Annotated in this window: 17 protein-coding genes; 8 read left to right on the top strand and 9 right to left on the bottom strand. The window is 47.0% G+C overall.

The genetic code is table 11. The features are described 5' to 3' along the window. Positions 1-4 precede the first annotated feature (4 nt). Both FXV75_RS12885 and FXV75_RS12880 read right to left on the bottom strand, forming a co-directional pair. Positions 5-1,606: a bifunctional protein tyrosine phosphatase family protein/NAD(P)/FAD-dependent oxidoreductase gene (locus FXV75_RS12885; protein WP_148833966.1), complete on the bottom strand. Its 1,602-nt coding sequence runs from the start codon at positions 1,604-1,606 to the stop codon at positions 5-7. 128 nt (positions 1,607-1,734) lie between these two features. Then, positions 1,735-2,616 carry an MBL fold metallo-hydrolase gene (locus tag FXV75_RS12880; RefSeq protein ID WP_148833964.1) on the bottom strand — a complete coding sequence of 294 codons (882 nt, stop codon included), beginning with the start codon at positions 2,614-2,616 and terminating at the stop codon, positions 1,735-1,737. A 312-nt stretch (positions 2,617-2,928) separates the two neighbouring features. Between FXV75_RS12880 and FXV75_RS12875 the strand changes: the two genes are divergently transcribed. Then, on the top strand, positions 2,929-3,762 hold the full coding sequence (locus tag FXV75_RS12875; RefSeq protein WP_148833962.1) for an SDR family NAD(P)-dependent oxidoreductase: 834 nt from the start codon (positions 2,929-2,931) through the stop codon (positions 3,760-3,762). Here FXV75_RS12875 and FXV75_RS12870 read toward each other — a convergent pair. Then, the gene (locus tag FXV75_RS12870; RefSeq protein ID WP_148833960.1) at positions 3,727-4,749 is read right to left on the bottom strand and encodes an alpha/beta hydrolase; all 1,023 of its coding nucleotides are present in this window, start codon (positions 4,747-4,749) and stop codon (positions 3,727-3,729) included. The genes FXV75_RS12875 and FXV75_RS12870 overlap by 36 nt on opposite strands. 39 nt (positions 4,750-4,788) lie before the next feature. Next, positions 4,789-5,076 carry an HlyU family transcriptional regulator gene (locus tag FXV75_RS12865; protein ID WP_148833958.1) on the bottom strand — a complete coding sequence of 96 codons (288 nt, stop codon included), beginning with the start codon at positions 5,074-5,076 and terminating at the stop codon, positions 4,789-4,791. 122 nt (positions 5,077-5,198) lie between these two features. Here FXV75_RS12865 and FXV75_RS12860 point away from each other — a divergent pair, with 122 nt between their 5' ends. Then, positions 5,199-5,423, top strand: coding sequence for a VF530 family DNA-binding protein (locus tag FXV75_RS12860; RefSeq protein ID WP_148833956.1), 225 nt, complete (start codon positions 5,199-5,201; stop codon positions 5,421-5,423). Positions 5,424-5,442: 19 nt separating this feature from the next. Here the strand turns inward: FXV75_RS12860 and FXV75_RS12855 are convergent, their stop codons facing one another. After that, on the bottom strand, positions 5,443-6,510 hold the full coding sequence (locus FXV75_RS12855; RefSeq protein ID WP_262368551.1) for a GGDEF domain-containing protein: 1,068 nt from the start codon (positions 6,508-6,510) through the stop codon (positions 5,443-5,445). 72 nt (positions 6,511-6,582) lie between these two features. Further along, entirely contained in the window at positions 6,583-7,059 is a 477-nt protein-coding gene (locus FXV75_RS12850; RefSeq protein WP_148833954.1) for an NYN domain-containing protein, read from the bottom strand. A gap of 105 nt (positions 7,060-7,164) precedes the next feature. Between FXV75_RS12850 and FXV75_RS12845 the strand changes: the two genes are divergently transcribed. Next, on the top strand, positions 7,165-7,545 hold the full coding sequence (locus tag FXV75_RS12845; RefSeq protein ID WP_148833952.1) for a DUF4870 family protein: 381 nt from the start codon (positions 7,165-7,167) through the stop codon (positions 7,543-7,545). Positions 7,546-7,550: 5 nt separating this feature from the next. Here FXV75_RS12845 and FXV75_RS12840 read toward each other — a convergent pair whose 3' ends face one another. Next, positions 7,551-8,480 (bottom strand): hypothetical protein, encoded by a 930-nt coding sequence (locus FXV75_RS12840; protein WP_148833950.1) that lies wholly within the window; start codon positions 8,478-8,480, stop codon positions 7,551-7,553. A gap of 220 nt (positions 8,481-8,700) precedes the next feature. Here FXV75_RS12840 and FXV75_RS12835 point away from each other — a divergent pair, with 220 nt between their 5' ends. Then, on the top strand, positions 8,701-9,984 hold the full coding sequence (locus tag FXV75_RS12835) for a ribonuclease J (RefSeq protein WP_262368550.1): 1,284 nt from the start codon (positions 8,701-8,703) through the stop codon (positions 9,982-9,984). Between the two features lie 12 nt (positions 9,985-9,996). Here the strand turns inward: FXV75_RS12835 and epmB are convergent, their stop codons facing one another. After that, positions 9,997-11,007: an EF-P beta-lysylation protein EpmB gene (gene epmB / locus FXV75_RS12830; protein WP_148835411.1), complete on the bottom strand. Its 1,011-nt coding sequence runs from the start codon at positions 11,005-11,007 to the stop codon at positions 9,997-9,999. 144 nt (positions 11,008-11,151) lie between these two features. On the opposite strand from epmB, the gene efp reads away from it, so the two are divergent. Then, positions 11,152-11,727: an elongation factor P gene (efp, locus tag FXV75_RS12825; protein WP_148833948.1), complete on the top strand. Its 576-nt coding sequence runs from the start codon at positions 11,152-11,154 to the stop codon at positions 11,725-11,727. A gap of 120 nt (positions 11,728-11,847) precedes the next feature. On the opposite strand, the gene nhaR is transcribed toward efp, so the two are convergent. After that, positions 11,848-12,744 carry a transcriptional activator NhaR gene (gene nhaR, locus FXV75_RS12820; RefSeq protein ID WP_148833946.1) on the bottom strand — a complete coding sequence of 299 codons (897 nt, stop codon included), beginning with the start codon at positions 12,742-12,744 and terminating at the stop codon, positions 11,848-11,850. Positions 12,745-12,869: 125 nt separating this feature from the next. On the opposite strand from nhaR, the gene FXV75_RS12815 reads away from it, so the two are divergent. The 3 genes from FXV75_RS12815 to ppnN all read left to right on the top strand — a co-directional run bounded on the left by FXV75_RS12815 (position 12,870) and on the right by ppnN (position 16,254). Beyond that, the gene (locus tag FXV75_RS12815) at positions 12,870-13,283 is read left to right on the top strand and encodes an HPF/RaiA family ribosome-associated protein (protein WP_148833944.1); all 414 of its coding nucleotides are present in this window, start codon (positions 12,870-12,872) and stop codon (positions 13,281-13,283) included. A gap of 288 nt (positions 13,284-13,571) precedes the next feature. Beyond that, on the top strand, positions 13,572-14,792 hold the full coding sequence (locus tag FXV75_RS12810) for an MFS transporter (RefSeq protein ID WP_148833942.1): 1,221 nt from the start codon (positions 13,572-13,574) through the stop codon (positions 14,790-14,792). Between the two features lie 88 nt (positions 14,793-14,880). Then, on the top strand, positions 14,881-16,254 hold the full coding sequence (gene ppnN / locus FXV75_RS12805) for a nucleotide 5'-monophosphate nucleosidase PpnN (protein ID WP_148833940.1): 1,374 nt from the start codon (positions 14,881-14,883) through the stop codon (positions 16,252-16,254). Positions 16,255-16,281: the final 27 nt, after the last annotated feature.

Below are 16,281 nucleotides of genomic sequence, written 5' to 3'. Positions count from 1 at the left end.
TGCGTTATTTGCGTAAGGTAGGGGCAACAAACCATTCATGGCCTTTTAACATGCCATGCCAGTAGAACGGAGGCAGCAAGTCTTCTTTTAACACCCAGGCAAGGTACGTCGGTTTGGTACCATTATTGAGCCACTTTGGAAAAGTAGGGAGCAATTTGCCGCCAAAACCAAATTCCGCCAAGACAATTTTACCGCGCTCTACAGTGAGAGGGCAGGAGCCATAACCGTCATAAACCGCGTTGGCTTCACGTCCTTTCATCGCTTCAATGATGTTATGTGCAGCGATGGGTGCTTGCTTGCGCACAGCCGCCATCGTTTTCGCATTCGGACTGTTTGAGACATCGCCCAGTGACCAGACGTTTTTGTAGGTAGTATGTTGCAGGGTTTCTTTGTCTACATCGACCCAGCCGGCCGCATCGACCAAGGGGCTGTTGCGGATAAAATCAGGGGCGCTTTGTGATGGGCAAACGTGCAACATATCGAAGGCTTGTTCGATAATAGTGGGTTCACCATCTTGATCGGTGGTGGCAAAGTAAGCCAATTTATTCGGACCATCGACTTTGACCAAGTTATGGCTGAAATGCGTATTAACCTGATATTTTTCGATATAGCTCTGTAAAGCAGGAACGTAAGCCGCGACACCAAACAGCACAGCGCCAGCGTTATAAAATGACACTGAAATGTCTTTTTGGCGACGGTTTTTTAGCCAGTGATCACAAGACAAATACATGGCTTTTTGCGGTGCGCCAGCGCATTTAATTGGCATTGGCGGCTGAGTAAATATGGCGTTGCCCCCTTTTAGGTTTTGCACGAGTTCCCAGGTATATGGTGCCAAATCATAACGATAATTAGAGGTGACGCCATTGCGCCCTAAGGTCTCTGTTAGCCCTTCAATGGCATTCCAGTTAAGCTGGATGCCAGCGGCAACGACAAGAAAATCATAAGAAAGTAGTTGGCCGTTTTGCAGGGATACTTGGTTGAGATCCGGCGAAAATGATTGCACAGACTCTTTTAACCATTTGGTTCCACTCGGGATTACGTCGGCCATGTTACGACGAGTTTTGGCGGCTTTAAAAACACCGCCACCTACCAGTGTCCAGCCCGGCTGATAATAATGGTTTTCAGCAGGATCAACCAAGCAAATGTTTAAGTTGGGTTGGCGTTTGAGTAAGCTCGCCGCGGTGGAAATGCCAGCGGTGCCGGCTCCTACAATGACCACATCGTAATGTGTCGCTGACGTTGTGCTGGTTTGGCTTATGCTGGTTTGTTCTGAGCTGGGCAAGTCTTGAACGGCTTGCCAAATGAGCGTTGAGCGATTACCCGAACGGCAATAAGCGTGCACGTTGTTGGCGTCTTTAAGGCCTAGCTTCATTTCAACGACATCCGACGCTGTCATTTGCCCGCCCGCAAAAGGAATGTGCAGGGCCTCGATGTTTTTTGTTTTGGCGTAGGCGGCGATGTCAGCAAAAGTCAGTTGCTCGCTTTCTTCTTCATCTGGACGGTTACAAATGATCAAGGTCACGCCAGAAACGGCCAGTGTATCTATGTCGCCTAGGGTGATTTGTTCTGATACAGAGTATTTTTCAGTAATGTGTTTACGTATCATGCTGATTCTCTCGTTTTTATAGTCAGCCTATCGGATGAGCCCGCTAGACTTTTTTTTATTAGGTCAACCTGCTAGAGAGCAGGTTGTTTTAGAGATATTGAATTCATGGTTAAGTAGGTTAAACGCGCTTACTTAAACGCATTCAACGGGATTTTTAAGTAAGACAAGCCGTTTTCTTCGGGCTCTGGCATGTGGCCAGCGCGCATGTTGATTTGCAAAGACGGTAATATCAAGCGAGGCATGGCCAAGGTTTTATCGCGTGTTTCACGTAGCTCAACAAACGCGGCCTTGCTGATGTCTTGTTTAATGTGAATGTTGTGCTCGCGTTGCTGTTTAACGGTGGTTTGGTACTCCAGTTCGCGACCATTTGGGCAATAGTCATGGCACATGAAAATGCGATTATCATCAGGTAACGCGAGGATTTTTTGAATAGAATCAAACAAAATGCCCGCGTCGCCGCCGGGGAAATCTGCACGGGCGGTTCCTGCGTCAGGCATAAATAGAGTGTCGCCGACAAATACGGCATCCCCTAAAACATGGGTGAAGCAAGCCGGTGTGTGCCCAGGAGTATGCAAAGCCGTGCACGTCATGTTGCCAACAGTAAATTGTTCGCCATCAGTAAAAAGATGATCAAACTGAGAGCCATCATGCAAAAAGTCGGCGCCTTCATTGAAAATACCCGCAAAGGTCGTTTGTACGGTTGTGATGTCGGAGCCAATGCCTATTTTTCCACCCAGTTTCTGCTGTAAATAAGGGGCGGCAGAAAGGTGATCAGCGTGAACGTGGGTCTCAATTAACCATTCTACGCTGAGCTTATGATCGGTGACGTAAGTAACGATCTCATCAGCACTTTTGTTGAACGTGCCGCCGGAGGCGTAGTCAAAGTCCAGCACGCTGTCGACGATGGCGCAGCTTGAAGAAGTAGGGTCTTTTACAACGTAAGAAAAGGTGTTGGAGTCTTTGTCGAAAAAAGCCGCAACATTGGGTTGTGTTGTATGATTCGTTGTCATGTGTCACCTCGCAGTCTGTGATTCTTCAAATGGACCGTCCATATGAAGAAGGAATGACTTGATAAAGCAGAAAACATGCCAAAACCATAATAACTATATAACTAATTGATATTTAAAGTTTTTATAAAAAACCATCAAAGTTTCGTTAAGTGTTTATTAAATTAGCTTCGCCTAATTGTGTGTATTTTGACAATTGTAGCGTTTAAATTGTCAAAAATGACATTGTTATGACGGGTCTTTTCTGGGTGTCTTGGTGGGGTGTTTGTTGAATCATGGTGGATATTTATCTACATTAATTGAATGGGGGATGTGATGCGATATTCTATTTTAATAACAGGCTGTTCCACTGGTATTGGATTTGAGGCGGCAAAAATGCTGCAGGAACGTGATTTTTTAGTCGTGGCAAGCTGTCGTAAAGCGGCCGATGTGGACGATTTAAAAGCAAAGGGGATTAAACACGTTGTGCAATTGGATTTGGCGGATTCCGCGTCTATTGCGAAGGGGCTAGAAGACACCTTGGCGATCACCAATGGTGAGTTGTTTGCGCTGTTTAATAATGGGGCTTATGGGCAGCCGGGTGCGGTTGAGGATTTACCCATCGAGGCATTAAGGGCGCAATTCGAGGGTAATTTTTTTGGTACTCATGAGTTAACCAAAAAAGTATTAAAGGTGATGTTGGCACAAGGGTATGGGCGAATTGTCAGCAACAGTTCTGTTCTGGGGCTGGTGGCGGCGCCGTATCGTGGGGCGTACAACGCGAGTAAATTTGCTTTAGAAGGTTTGATCGATACCCTGCGTTTAGAGTTGGCTGATACGCCCATTACAGTGAGCTTGATCGAGCCCGGCCCGATCGAAAGCCGATTTAGAGCCAACGCCTTGTTGGCGCTCAATGCTCATATCGATACCACGAACAGCCGTCATCAAGCGGGTTATAAAGAAGCGATAGCGCGTTTGAGCACAGAAGGCGCCACGTCATCGCAAACCTTACCGGCCAGTGCGGTGGTGAAAAAGTTGATTCACGCGTTGGAATCCACACGTCCGCGGGCGCATTATTATGTGACGCTGCCTACCTATGCAGCGGTCGTCATGAAGCGCGTATTGCCTACGTGTCTACTTGACTGGGTCATGCGTCGCCAAGGTGCTTAACCAGTCGGTCATGGCGCTAAAATACGCATGGCGTGCCGGTTGATGAGATAAGCTCAAATCGTGAAAGCCTTGTGAAATACTTACGCAAGTGAGGTTTTGGAAGGTTTTTTCAGTCGCTTCCTGCATGCTGTTTACGTCTAACACGCCGTCGCCTTGTTGGGTTTCTTCAACGCTATCTTTACCTATCGTGCTGATGTCAGAGCGGCATAGCAAGGTGGGTAGGCTAAGGCGTTGATTCGCCAAATTACGCTGAGCATGAATGACTTCTCTAAGCCAATGAAACGATAAATTAAAGCCTTCTGCAGGCTTCCAATCTAGGCGGTAATCCCACTCACCGCCAAACTTTGTGTGCAATGTTTTAGCGTAAGTGGTGATTTTTTTCGCACGCAAATACGAAAAAGGCAGCAAGGTGACCAGGGTTCTAATCGGCCAACTGATTCTATTTAGAAGCGCCGGCGGAAAAGGTAAAGCTAAAAAAGGACTGTTTAATATGAGCCCTCGTACAGTGGGAAATGCTTTTTTGTAATGGCTTTCTCGCTCTGGCAGTGCGTAAGGTTGAGCCAGGTAGGTGGACACGATTAAGCCGCCGGTTGAGTGTCCGAGAATAACCACTTCGTCAACGCCGTCTTGTTTCATGGTGGCGAGAGCGATGTCTATGTCTTGGCCATATTGTTCGATTGAATCACACCAATTTGGCGGTGTGGTTGGACGAATAGAGCGCCCGTAGCCTTGTAAATCCAAGGCGTAAAAACGATAACCAAGCGAAACGAAATGCTCGGCCAACTCTGTCTGGAAAAAATAATCGGTGTAACCGTGAACATATAAGAGGCTTTTGGGCGCATTGGGGTTGCCAATGTGGCTTATCAGCGTTGTTTGTACTTGGGTCTTTGGTCCTAAAAAAGCAAAGGTTCGGGCTCGATATAGTGCCCCCAATAGGTCTTCACTGTCATTTAGTTGATTCCAATGTTGTCCTATGGGGGCGCTCATAATGGCCTTTTTTATCGAGAGGGTGATTTTTTGGGTAGATTACTTGAAAATATGGCTGCCCATTTGGTCGATGGTTAGCTTGGCTTTTCGTAACGTTATTTCAATGCATTCGTCACGGTTTGGCATCAGGTCTGAGCGGATGAATGTATGTGTTTGTTGCTCTGCACCTTCTCCTTGGGTGACCGTCGCGGCCACGCGAAATTGACCACCTTCCTTTATGGGGGCGGGGATAATAGAAAATCCTTTGTATTCCACGGTGTCTTCTGGTTTTTCTGGTGCACGTTCGGCGCCAGAAAAAAGCCCTTTAAGGCCAGATAAAATGCCCATGTTGTTTCTCCTAGAGGTGATGGGGTTAATGTATCAATAGGCGCTATTTTTCGGGGAATTGTTGTAATAGTCAAATATCATCGTATGATTCTTTTTTTGAAGACATGAAAGAGTGAATTGGGATGAGCGAGACGCAAGCTAATAATCCATTGCATGGAGTGAAACTGGAGAAAATTGTCACCGATTTGGTGGCGCATTACGGTTGGGAAGAATTGTCTATTCGCATCAATATTAATTGCTTTAAAAGTGATCCGACGGTCAAGTCAAGCCTGAAGTTTTTACGTAAAACGCCTTGGGCAAGGGATAAGGTCGAAGCGTTATTTTTAGACACTTTTTCTCAGTCTTAATTTTCCTCTGGTTGCTGCATTAAACCGCCTTAGCGTTCCCCACGATATTCATTGAGCCGTAGTGAACAACATTTCGACCTTTGCGTTTTGCAGAATACAGGTTGTGGTCAGCGACTTGTAAAAACGCTTGAAACGATTGGTCGGCCTTTAATTGTGCAATACCAATGCTCACCGTGATGTTAATTTCGTGCTGCTGTATATAGAACGCAGAAGCTTCTATTTTTTGTCGAATGTTTTCAGCCACATGGAAGGCTTGGGTAGATGAGTGCTGTTTGAGAATGATCAGAAATTCCTCACCACCAATTCGGTATACCTGATCGTCCCCAACGTGATCCATGAGACGTTGAGTGATTTCGATCAGTACTGTGTCGCCAACATCGTGCCCGAATTTGTCATTGACCCGCTTAAAGTAGTCAATATCAACAATAAGAAGATGCGTTTTCGATGGGGGTGTGGATTCTTGCTGTGACGTGATGGCCGTTTTTTTATGGATGTTGTCAAACAGCATTTTTAAGGCGTGGCGATTCTTGGCGCCCGTCAGAGGGTCTTGGAAGGCCATTTTTTGTAACGTTTGATCTCTTGTTATGTGCTGATTTTCGTACAAATAACAGACTATATAAGACAAAAAGTAGGTCAGTGTAAAGTTAACTACAGATCGCTGGGCGATGTGGTGGTCGCTGTCTGATTTTACATACAGCAAAAAAATAGCAGGAAACGAAAGAAGCACAGTGAGCACAAGGCCACGTTTAGACCCGGCCAGTAAGCAATACAGCGGCGGCAAGAACAGCAGCCAGTAGGCCGAGCCTGCTCTGAGATCGGCGACGTAAAATGTATAAAAAATAGTGGTCGTCAAAGAGGCAATTAAAAGATAACTGTGCCAGTTTTTTACTCTGTTCTGGCGTGCTTGATAAAAAAAATACAGATTCAATAGGCCAAAAAAAGCATCGATGATGCCGATTGATTTCTGTCCTAGTAAAATGACGTTGAAGGCGCAAAAAAATAGAATGATAATGCCCGTTATCAGGCTCAGCCACTTATGAAGTGACAGCCTAGTTTCTAATAAGTGAGGGTGTTTTTGATTTATCATCTTTTTTGCCTATAAATTAAGCATTCTAATTTTGATTTCACATTATCCATCAAAAATATAGATGAGTTGTATTTATTTTAGTAACAATTTGTTATCAATGGTTGTGAAAGTGTCAGCGGAGTGTATCAAAGAGTGTGCGGTTAAACTTTCTACTCCGTAAACTTCTACTTGGGTTTGATACTTTGCTCTTAATGTTTTGGCTAAAATATCAAAGTCGCCATCACCTGAAACCAACACCAATACATCACTGTCTTTGCCATACTCAATGCCATCGATGGCGATGCCTACATCCCAATCTCCCTTTGCTGAGCCATCAGAGCGTTGAATGAAGGGCTTTAATTTCACTTCAAACCCAATGGCTCGTAAAATGTTTTGAAACTGGCGTTGTTTCTCATCTCCTCGGTCGATGGCATAGGCAATGGCCTTGACGAGTTGACGGCCTTCGGTGGCTTGTTGCCAAAATCGGTTATAATCAAAAGAGCGCCCAAACGCGTCTCTTGTGGTGTAATACACGTTTTGAACATCAACAAGAATGGTCACGGTTTTCATGGTTTTCCTAGGGTGAAAAGAAGTGAGTAGTAGGGCGAAAAAGACTACGGTACAAGCAATTATTGCAAATTGAAATCATAAAACCGAATAACGGAGTGTTGGGGTATGTCAGGGTTTGAGCCAGATCACCGTGTTAACTCGTTAACTGCTCGTGAAGAAAATGCAAAAAGCAATGTGGTCATTGCGTATGTGTTTATGTTGCTGGGGATTTTTACTGGCGTATTTTGGTTGATTGGGGCCATTTGGGCGATGGTAAAAATCAGCGATGCCCGTGGTACCTATTTTGAAGATCATTATGTGAATATCATCAGCACTTTCTGGTGGGGGATTTTTTTAACGGTGGTGGGCTTGGTGCTGGCGCTGTTTTTTATTGGTTATTTTGTGTTGTTGGGCGTGTGGATTTGGTCGATCTTTCGCATGGTCAAAGGCATCGCTCGGGCCACATCGAACCAGTCATACCGGCCGATGTTTAACCCGTTTTCATGATGCTGTTAAGGTATCGACAACGTCATTTGGCTACGTGAGTAAAGTGCATCTTCACGGGCAGAGCGCACCAGTTGCTTTAATGTCACAGGATTGCTGGGTTCAATGGATAAGGTGATTGACTCAGGTTGGGCGAGAAACTTCGTCAGAGTCTCGGCGATGTGAGCTGCGTTGTTTGAATTGGCCTTTGCTAAGCCTAAAACCTGGCTGCCAAACGTAAATGCGTTTTTTTGCGCTTGCTGTGCACGCTCAGATAAGGGTTTGGCCGGGAACACGTGATTCACCAAGCCGGCCTCTTCATAGCGTAACGACAAAGTGCCTAGCGCGATATCGTCCCCATAGATACTCAATATGGCTTCTGGCTGCCCCAGAGCGAAGGACGCCAACAGGTCAGATCTAATCTCGGGAACATTAAGGGTGTCATTTAAAAGATTGATATAGGAAGAAAAGGACAGCTTGCCAACGTCTTTTATGTGTAGCTGAAACGCCGTACTGACTTGTTGCCCTTCTGTATGCGAGGAAAACTTCCCCTTGCCCAGTAATGTCTCTATGCCCGCTGCCTGCATAATGCGGCCGGTATCACGAGATACCTCGGTGATGGCACTTTCTTCAATCCAGAAGTCTATATCTACATTAGGGTACGTGAGCGGATAGCTATTGAATGAAATCCGAGCGAAGCGCAACCAAGGGGCACTTTCGTTTCCAATACGCACTTTTTCAAAAGAGGGCGTTAAGGTAAAAGGGTCAAAATACACTTTTTCATAATGCACCTGTGATGTTAGACCAGAATATGTGAGTTGTTCTTGCAGCTTTTCATCGGCGTATTTAGCGCCAAAGTACTGAATAGTATACAGAATCACTATCACGGCGCAGGCCGCAAAGATACAGTAAATAACGGCCTTGCCGAGTAGCGTTTTAAATCGAGATGTGGTGTTCAATGTGATCATCCATTAATAAAAGTAAGCGCTTACTGAAGTAACGTGTTGGTTTTTAGTAGGCGAGATTCTAGCGGATAATGCGTACTATAGATAAAAAATTACGAATCTCTGCGAATTCCTTCTTAAAAAATTCACCAACAAGGAGTGTGTTATCTCATCTTTGATTCCCTCACAAGACGATTTGTGGTTTCTGCCTTTGGGTGGTACAGGCGAAATTGGCATGAACATGAATTTGTATGGGCACGACGGCCAATGGTTGATGGTGGATTGCGGTGTATCGTTTAATGAGCCGCTGACGCCAGGCGAATTCAGCACGTCGGAAGTGGTGTGTGCCGATCCGCGTTTTATCAGCGAGCAAAAAGAGCGTTTGGCCGGCATCGTGATCACTCATGCTCACGAAGACCATGTAGGCGCGCTGCCGTTTTTGTGGCGTCGTTTCAAGTGCCCTGTCTATACCACGGCGTTTACCGCTGAAGTGCTGCGTCGAAAATTGGTGCAAGTGGGTTTGGTCGATCAAGTTCCCATTATTGAAGTCGCTGAAAACGAAAGTAAAAAGATTGGTGTCTTTACTGTGAAGTGGCTTGCTCTGACGCACTCTGTGCCTGAGCCGTTTGCGATGACCATTGATACCTCAGCGGGCCGTATTTTTCATACCGGAGATTGGAAGATCGACAAGCAGCCGATGCTGGGCAAAAGCTTTTCGCCGGCGGCGTTTAAAGCCCTCGCTAAAGAGAATGTTTTGGCCATGGTGTGCGATTCGACCAATGCGTTAAAAGAGGGTTTTTCACCTTCCGAGTACGATTGCTATCAAGGCCTATTGAAAACCATCCAATCTGAAAAGAATCGAGTTGTGGTTGGCTGTTTCAGTAGCAACGTAGCGCGACTCGTCGCGTTGGGGCGAGTGGCCCAAGAAACGGGGCGTTACTTGGCGCTGATTGGCCGTTCGTTAACCAATATGGTCAGTGCGGCCAGAGTAACCGGCCATTGGCCAGACGATTTACCCATCATCGATGCGTCACATCTTGGCTATTTGCCTCGCGAGGAGGTGCTGGCGGTGGTGACTGGCAGCCAAGGCGAGCCTAGAGCGACGCTGAATCGACTCGCGGCAGACAATTGTTTTGATTTAAGCCTCGAAGCGGACGATTTGGTTATTTTCAGTGCCATGCGTATCCCGGGTAACGAACAGGCCATCGACCGTTTGGCGACGCAATTCAAGGGCCGTAAAATCCGTACGTTACAGGCCCACGACACGGATTTAACCATTCATGTGAGTGGTCACCCTTGCCGGGAAGAATTGAAGCAGCTTTATACCTGGGTGCAACCGCAATGGGCGATTCCCGTTCATGGGGAGCCTAAGCACCTAGATGCGAATGCTGATGTGGCCAAGCTCAGCCACGTGCCTGGCCAATTGGTCGGTCGCAATGGCGATCTGTATCAGCTCGCGCCCACGGTCAGCGTACGTCGCCAGCAGGTCAAAGTGGGGCGGATTGCGCTGTTGCGTTAGTGCATCTGCTTTTTAAAGTAAGGGAGCAAACACGCTCTTGGCCGATTTGCCGGGGATTTCCTTTGCTAGCCTTGGTACTAAGTAGCCTGGTAATTCTGCGGCGACTTTTCCCATTAAGCGTTGCGCGTCTTCAATGGGAATATCAAAGTGCGCGGCCCCTTCCACTGGGTCGAGCGTAAATAGGTAATAAGGCAATAAGCCGGCACGAAACACCGCTTCACTGAGATTGACTTGAGCCTCTACCGAATCGTTAATACCCTTTAGCAACACCGCTTGATTAAGCAAAGTTACGCCGGCCTGTGTGAGCCGTTGTGCGGCGTGCGTCAGTTCGGCGTCTACTTCGTTGGCGTGGTTAATGTGCCACACCATGACGATGTCGAGGCGGCTAGCGCGTACCCAATTAAGCATGTCATCACAGACTCGCGCCGGAATCACCACCGGTAAACGGGAGTGAATACGCAGACGTTTGATTTGCGGTAAGGCGTCGAGTTTGCGGATTTTGTCGGCCAATAAGGCGTCTTTCATCATCAAGGGATCGCCGCCGCTTAAAATCACTTCGTTGATCTCTGGGTGGTTTTCTAGGTAATCGATAACGGATTGCCATTCTGCTTGCGCCAGTTGGTTGTCACCATAAGGGAAGTGGCGACGAAAACAGTAACGGCAATTCACCGCACAGGTGCCGGTGGTAATCACCAATAGGCGGCGCTTGTATTTGTGCACAATGGCTTTTTGTGGGGTGTGGTTGGCTTCTTCTAGTGGGTCTTTGGAATAGCCGGCAACCGTTTGCATTTCCGCGGCGCTGGGTAAAATTTGCAGCAGCAAAGGGTCGTTAGGGTTGCCCTGTTCAATGCGCGATAAATAGGGTTTTGGCACCAACAATTTGAAACTCCGGTGCGCTTCTGTACCTTGATGAGCAAGAGACGCAGGCAAACCAAGGTGGTCGATCAGCTCGGGCAAGGAGGTGATGGCCTGTGAAAGATGCTGTTGCCAGTGTGGATTGAGCTTTGTTTGAATAGGGATCACGTCAAATATCTGCAAAATTGTCTTCAATTGGGTTATGATAGCGCCAACTTTTTTTGGCCAATAGGCCAGCGGCTCTGAAAAAATATAAGACTGACATGATACGCCAGTCGGAGCCTTTTCTCTAAAAATATACTGTGAGGATATATGGCTAATATTTCTACCAGCGACATGCGCAGCGGCTCCAAAGTTATGGTCGACGGCGATCCATGTGCGATCATCGACAACGAACACGTCAAACCGGGCAAAGGCCAAGCGTTTAACCGCATTAAATTGCGTAACTTGAAAACCGGTCGTGTTTGGGAGCGTACTTTTAAATCGGGCGATACTCTAGAAACCGCTGACGTAATGGACACCGATATGGAGTACTTGTACACCGACGGTGAGTTCTGGCATTTCATGGCTGTAGATGGCTCTTTTGAGCAACATGCTGCTGACGAAACCGCTGTGGGTGACACGATTAAGTGGCTTAAAGAGCAAGAAAAATACGTCATTACCCTGTATAACGGTGCGCCATTGGCGGTAACACCGCCTAACTTCATCGAACTTGAAGTAAAAGACACAGACCCAGGTGTAAAAGGCGACACGGCAAACGGCGGTTCCAAACCTGCGTTTTTGGTTACCGGCGCTATGGTGCGTGTGCCTCTGTTTATTAACATCGGTGAAGTTTTGCGTGTCGATACGCGTAACGGTGAATACGTGTCCCGTGCGACGGGCAAGTAATCCTTTGCGTTAAACCGAATATTTACGGACTTTCTAAAGCCCTCGACGGTCTGCTGTCGAGGGCTTTTTTGTGCTTTTTTACTTTGATTTTGGTCATGCATGCTTTTTTGTAAGCGGGGGTTATGAATGTGTTAGCCATTCTTTAGCGGCTTCATTAATGGCCACCAAAGCAGGGTTGGTCAGGCGTTGCTCCGAAGCGATGGCAAAAAATTGCTCGCGAATGTCTTCCGTGTGGCCAATGAGCTCGACTTTAAATTGTTTAGCCACTTCTTCTGATATCGCCGACGGTACGACAAAGACGCCGGCTCCTGCCTGACCAAAGGTTTTCATTAGGGCTCTGTCGTCAAATTCCCCTGTGATTTTGGGATGAATATGATGCCGTTCTAGCCATTGCAGCAGCTGAACCTGTACTAAAGATTGATCGCTGGGAATCAGAAACGGCGCCCCCATTAGGCATTCGGGGAAGCTCACAGCGTGGTCTTGGAGGACATTGGGGGCCGCCATGAATGCGGTGCCACATTCGCCTAAAAAGTGGTTAAACCCTCGCACACCTAAGTGCGGAGGAATCGGACCATCGGCAATAATAAAATCCAGTTTGTGTAACGCCAGCTCGCCTAACAGGCTTTCTAGGCTGTTTTCTTTACACACTAATCGTATGGGCGTATCGAGCTTCATGGCCGGTGCCAGCAATCGATAGGCAATGGATTTTGGAATGGCGTCTGCAATGCCAACGCGCAGTCGTTGCGTTCGATCAGTCGATGCGACACGAACGGATTGCTCCAGTTCACTGCCCAAAGCAAAAATCTCATCCGCGTAACTCAGAACCAGTCGACCGGTATCAGTGAGTTTTAACGTGCGACCCATTTTAGTAAATAACGTTTTTCCAAGTTGATCTTCCAGCAGACTGATCTGCCCGCTGATCGTTTGCGGCGTAATGTGCAAACTTTCACTGGCCTTTGTAATGCTGCCTTGTTTTGCGGTCATCCAGAAATAGTGTAAATGTTTGAAATTGATCATATTTTACCAATACTTCGAAAAAAACTGATTGTTGACATTGATAATTCGATTATATCTTAAAAGTCTTTGTCGGTAAGTTACATTCTCCAACGTAACTTACTCATTTATGAGTAAAGGAGATCAAGATGAGAATAAAAGTACATGCACGTCGTTTGGCTCTAACGAGAAGTTTAAAAGCGTATGTGAAACGTCGCCTTAATTTTGCATTGAATTCCCGTTATGACAACATTCAACATGTGACCGTTACGCTTACCGATGTGAACGGTCCTAAAGGTGGTGAAGACAAACACTGCCAAGTATTGGTCAAAATCAATGGCCAAAAAGACGTGGTGATTACTGAGCAGCAAGCGGATCTGTATTCCGCCATTGACAGCGCGGCGAACCGTACCAGCCGCACAGTGACACGTCGTATCGAACGTTTACAGCATAAAGCAATACGCTTAAAAGCCGCGTTTCATAAGATGAGGCCGCAGAAGACAATGCCCAAAGACATCTACGAAGAGTATGAAAACGAATACGGTTACTACCAGCATGCCTGAATGACCACCAACAATTTGGCGCGATCACTGTAGCCGATTTAAGCAATAACCGCTTTAGGCGAACCTAATCAACAGGTTCGCCTTTTTTTGTTTCCATCAGCGCTGTGACGTGTTCACGTCAGGCGTCATGAATAATGCAGATCTGTTTTCTGCCATCGAGTTTTGAGCCCATCACGATAATGCGTCAGGGAAAAATGGTTTCTGACTCGACTTATTTCTGTACCAGCAATACTATGAGGCCGCTAGGTAGGATTACCCCTCTATTGTTGTTTATTTAGGAAGCTATTCATGTCACGTCCTGTGAAGTTACTCAGTGTATCTATTGTTCTTATTTGTTTGCTGTTGGCGCTCAATTTTGGCATACGCTCCTCCATGGGCTTTTTTATGGCGCCGATTTCTCAAGAGTTCGGTTATGGGCGTGAAGTGTTCGCTTTTGCGTTGGCGTTGCAGAATTTATGTTGGGGCTTGTTTCAGCCGGTTGCTGGGGCGTTTGCTGATCGTTATGGCACATTAAAAACCGTGTTTATTGGGGCGGCTTTGTATGCGCTAGGCTTGTATGTGACCGCCGGAGCGGATGGGGTGTTTGGCCTCAATATGGGGGCGGGTATGTTGATGGGAATGGGCATTGCGGCAACGGGTTTTGGTGTTGTTTTACCTGCTATGGCGCGTATGGTGTCGCCAGAGAAGCGTTCATTTGCGCTGGGATTGGGCAGTGCCGCGGGTTCGGCGGGGCAATTGCTCGTTATTCCTGTGGCTCAGGGCTTTATTTCCGCTTATGGATGGAGCACAGCGCTGATGTTGTTGGGTGTGTGTGCCCTGATGATGGTGTTGTTGTCTAGTCCGTTTCGCCAAGAAAAAGATGCCTTTAACGGTCAGTCTTCTGCTGCCGATGTCAGCCAAACCATGCGTGAGGCGTTAAAAGAAGCAAGTGCTTATTCTCATTATTGGTTATTAGTAGTGGGCTTTTTTGTGTGTGGCTTTCAATTGGCGTTTATTACAGTGCACATGCCGCCCTTTTTGTCGGATAAAGGTTTTACGTCTGAGATTGCGGTGGCCAGTTTGTCGTTGATTGGCTTGTTTAATATTATCGGCTGCCTTTTATCAGGCTCATGGTCTGGTAAATATTCGAAGAAGAAGATACTCACCATTATTTACACTCTTAGGGCATTGTCGATTGCGGCGTTTATGTATTTTCCGATGACGGAATATTCGGTGTATGCGTTTTCGATTGTTACCGGCCTGCTATGGTTGGCGACGGTACCGCCAACCTCTGGCATTGTGGCGCAAATGTTTGGCTTACGATACATGGGGTTACTGTACGGTATCGTGTTTCTCGGTCATCAATTAGGGTCTTTTAGCGGTGTCTGGCTAGGTGGGTATTTGTATGACACGACAGGCTCTTATGATGTGGTGTGGTGGGCCGCGTGTGTGATCGCGCTCATTACCGCGGCCCTGCATGTACTCATCGACGATCGTCCCATTGCTCGGTTGCGTGTTGCTATTTCATGAGGTTTGTTTGGCAAGGCTTGATAAAGCGGTGATGCGTAACCACTATGTTGGGATGGCATACAAACAATACGAATAGAGGAGGGCGATCATGCAGTATGAAGATCGCGTTGATGCGTTGGTCGCACCAAAGGGTGCGTTAGAAATGTTGTCGCAAGATGAAATCTCGTTTTTGTCAGAAGAGTCTGGCCCATTTCACGATATGTTTCATCGCTGTGCATTGGCAATTTTAAACTGCGGCAGTGACTCGGATGATCCACAAGCTGCGGCAGAAGAGTTCAGTGATTTTGACATTCGCATTGTTCAGCAAGAGCGCGGTGTGAAGTTGCAGCTCAAAAACGCCCCAGGCAGCGCCTTTGTGGATGGAAAAATGATCAGCAGCGTGCGTGAAATGTTATTCAGTGTACTTCGAGACATTATTTTCACGCAGCACGAATACCACTTAGCAGGTGGATTAGAAGGCGCCAGTTCAGCGAAACTGACCAATGTGGTGTTTGATATGCTGCGAAATGCAGAGGTGTTTCGTCGTGCTCAGGACCCGAGTCTTATCGTTTGTTGGGGTGGACATTCGATTGCCCGTCACGAATACGACTACACTAAACGCGTGGGCCATGAGCTCGGTTTGCGTGAATTGAATATTTGTACTGGCTGTGGCCCTGGCGCGATGAAAGGCCCGATGAAAGGGGCGACCATTGCCCACGCCAAACAACGCATTAAAGACGGTGTGTACTTAGGGCTGACAGAGCCAGGTATTATTGCCGCCGAGTCACCTAACCCGATCGTGAATCAGCTGGTGATCATGCCAGACATTGAAAAGCGTCTTGAGGCATTTGTTCGAGCCGGTCATGGGATTGTGGTGTTTCCAGGCGGCGCCGGCACAGCGGAAGAGATTTTGTACATTTTAGGTATTCTGTTGCATCCGAAAAATGCTGGTTTGCCTTTTCCCTTGGTGTTTACAGGGCCAAAAGAAAGTGCCGACTACTTTGAGCAAATTCATGCTTTTATTGGGGATGTGTTAGGGCAAGAGGCGCAGAGTAAATACCGCATCATTATTGAAGACGAGGTGGAGGTGGCTCGTGTGATGAAGCAGGGTATGGAAGAAGTACGCCAATACCGGAAAGCCCATCAGGACGCGTTTTATTACAATTGGAAGCTGCACATACCCGAAGAGTTTCAGCATCCGTTTGAGCCGACCCATGAAAAAGTTCGTGAGTTGAACTTGAATTTTGGCCAAGAAACACACTTATTGGCGGCCGATTTGCGCCGTGCCTTTTCGTCTATCGTGGCGGGCAATGTGAAAGCCCAGGGCGTGGCTTACATTAAAGAGTTTGGCCCGTTTGAGATTCATGGCGATAAAACATTATTAGCAAAGCTGGATTTATTGCTGCAAGCGTTTGTGCGCCAGCAAAGAATGAAACTGCCCGGCAGCGCGTATGTGCCTTGTTACAAGGTGATTACCGAGTAAGTTTTACCAAGAAAAACCCTAAAAAAG

This window comes from Marinomonas sp. IMCC 4694, from assembly GCF_008122525.1.
Lineage (GTDB): Bacteria > Pseudomonadota > Gammaproteobacteria > Pseudomonadales > Marinomonadaceae > Marinomonas.
The sequence above is the reverse complement of the archived record's forward strand: the minus strand, read 5'-3'. Positions and strand labels throughout refer to the sequence as shown.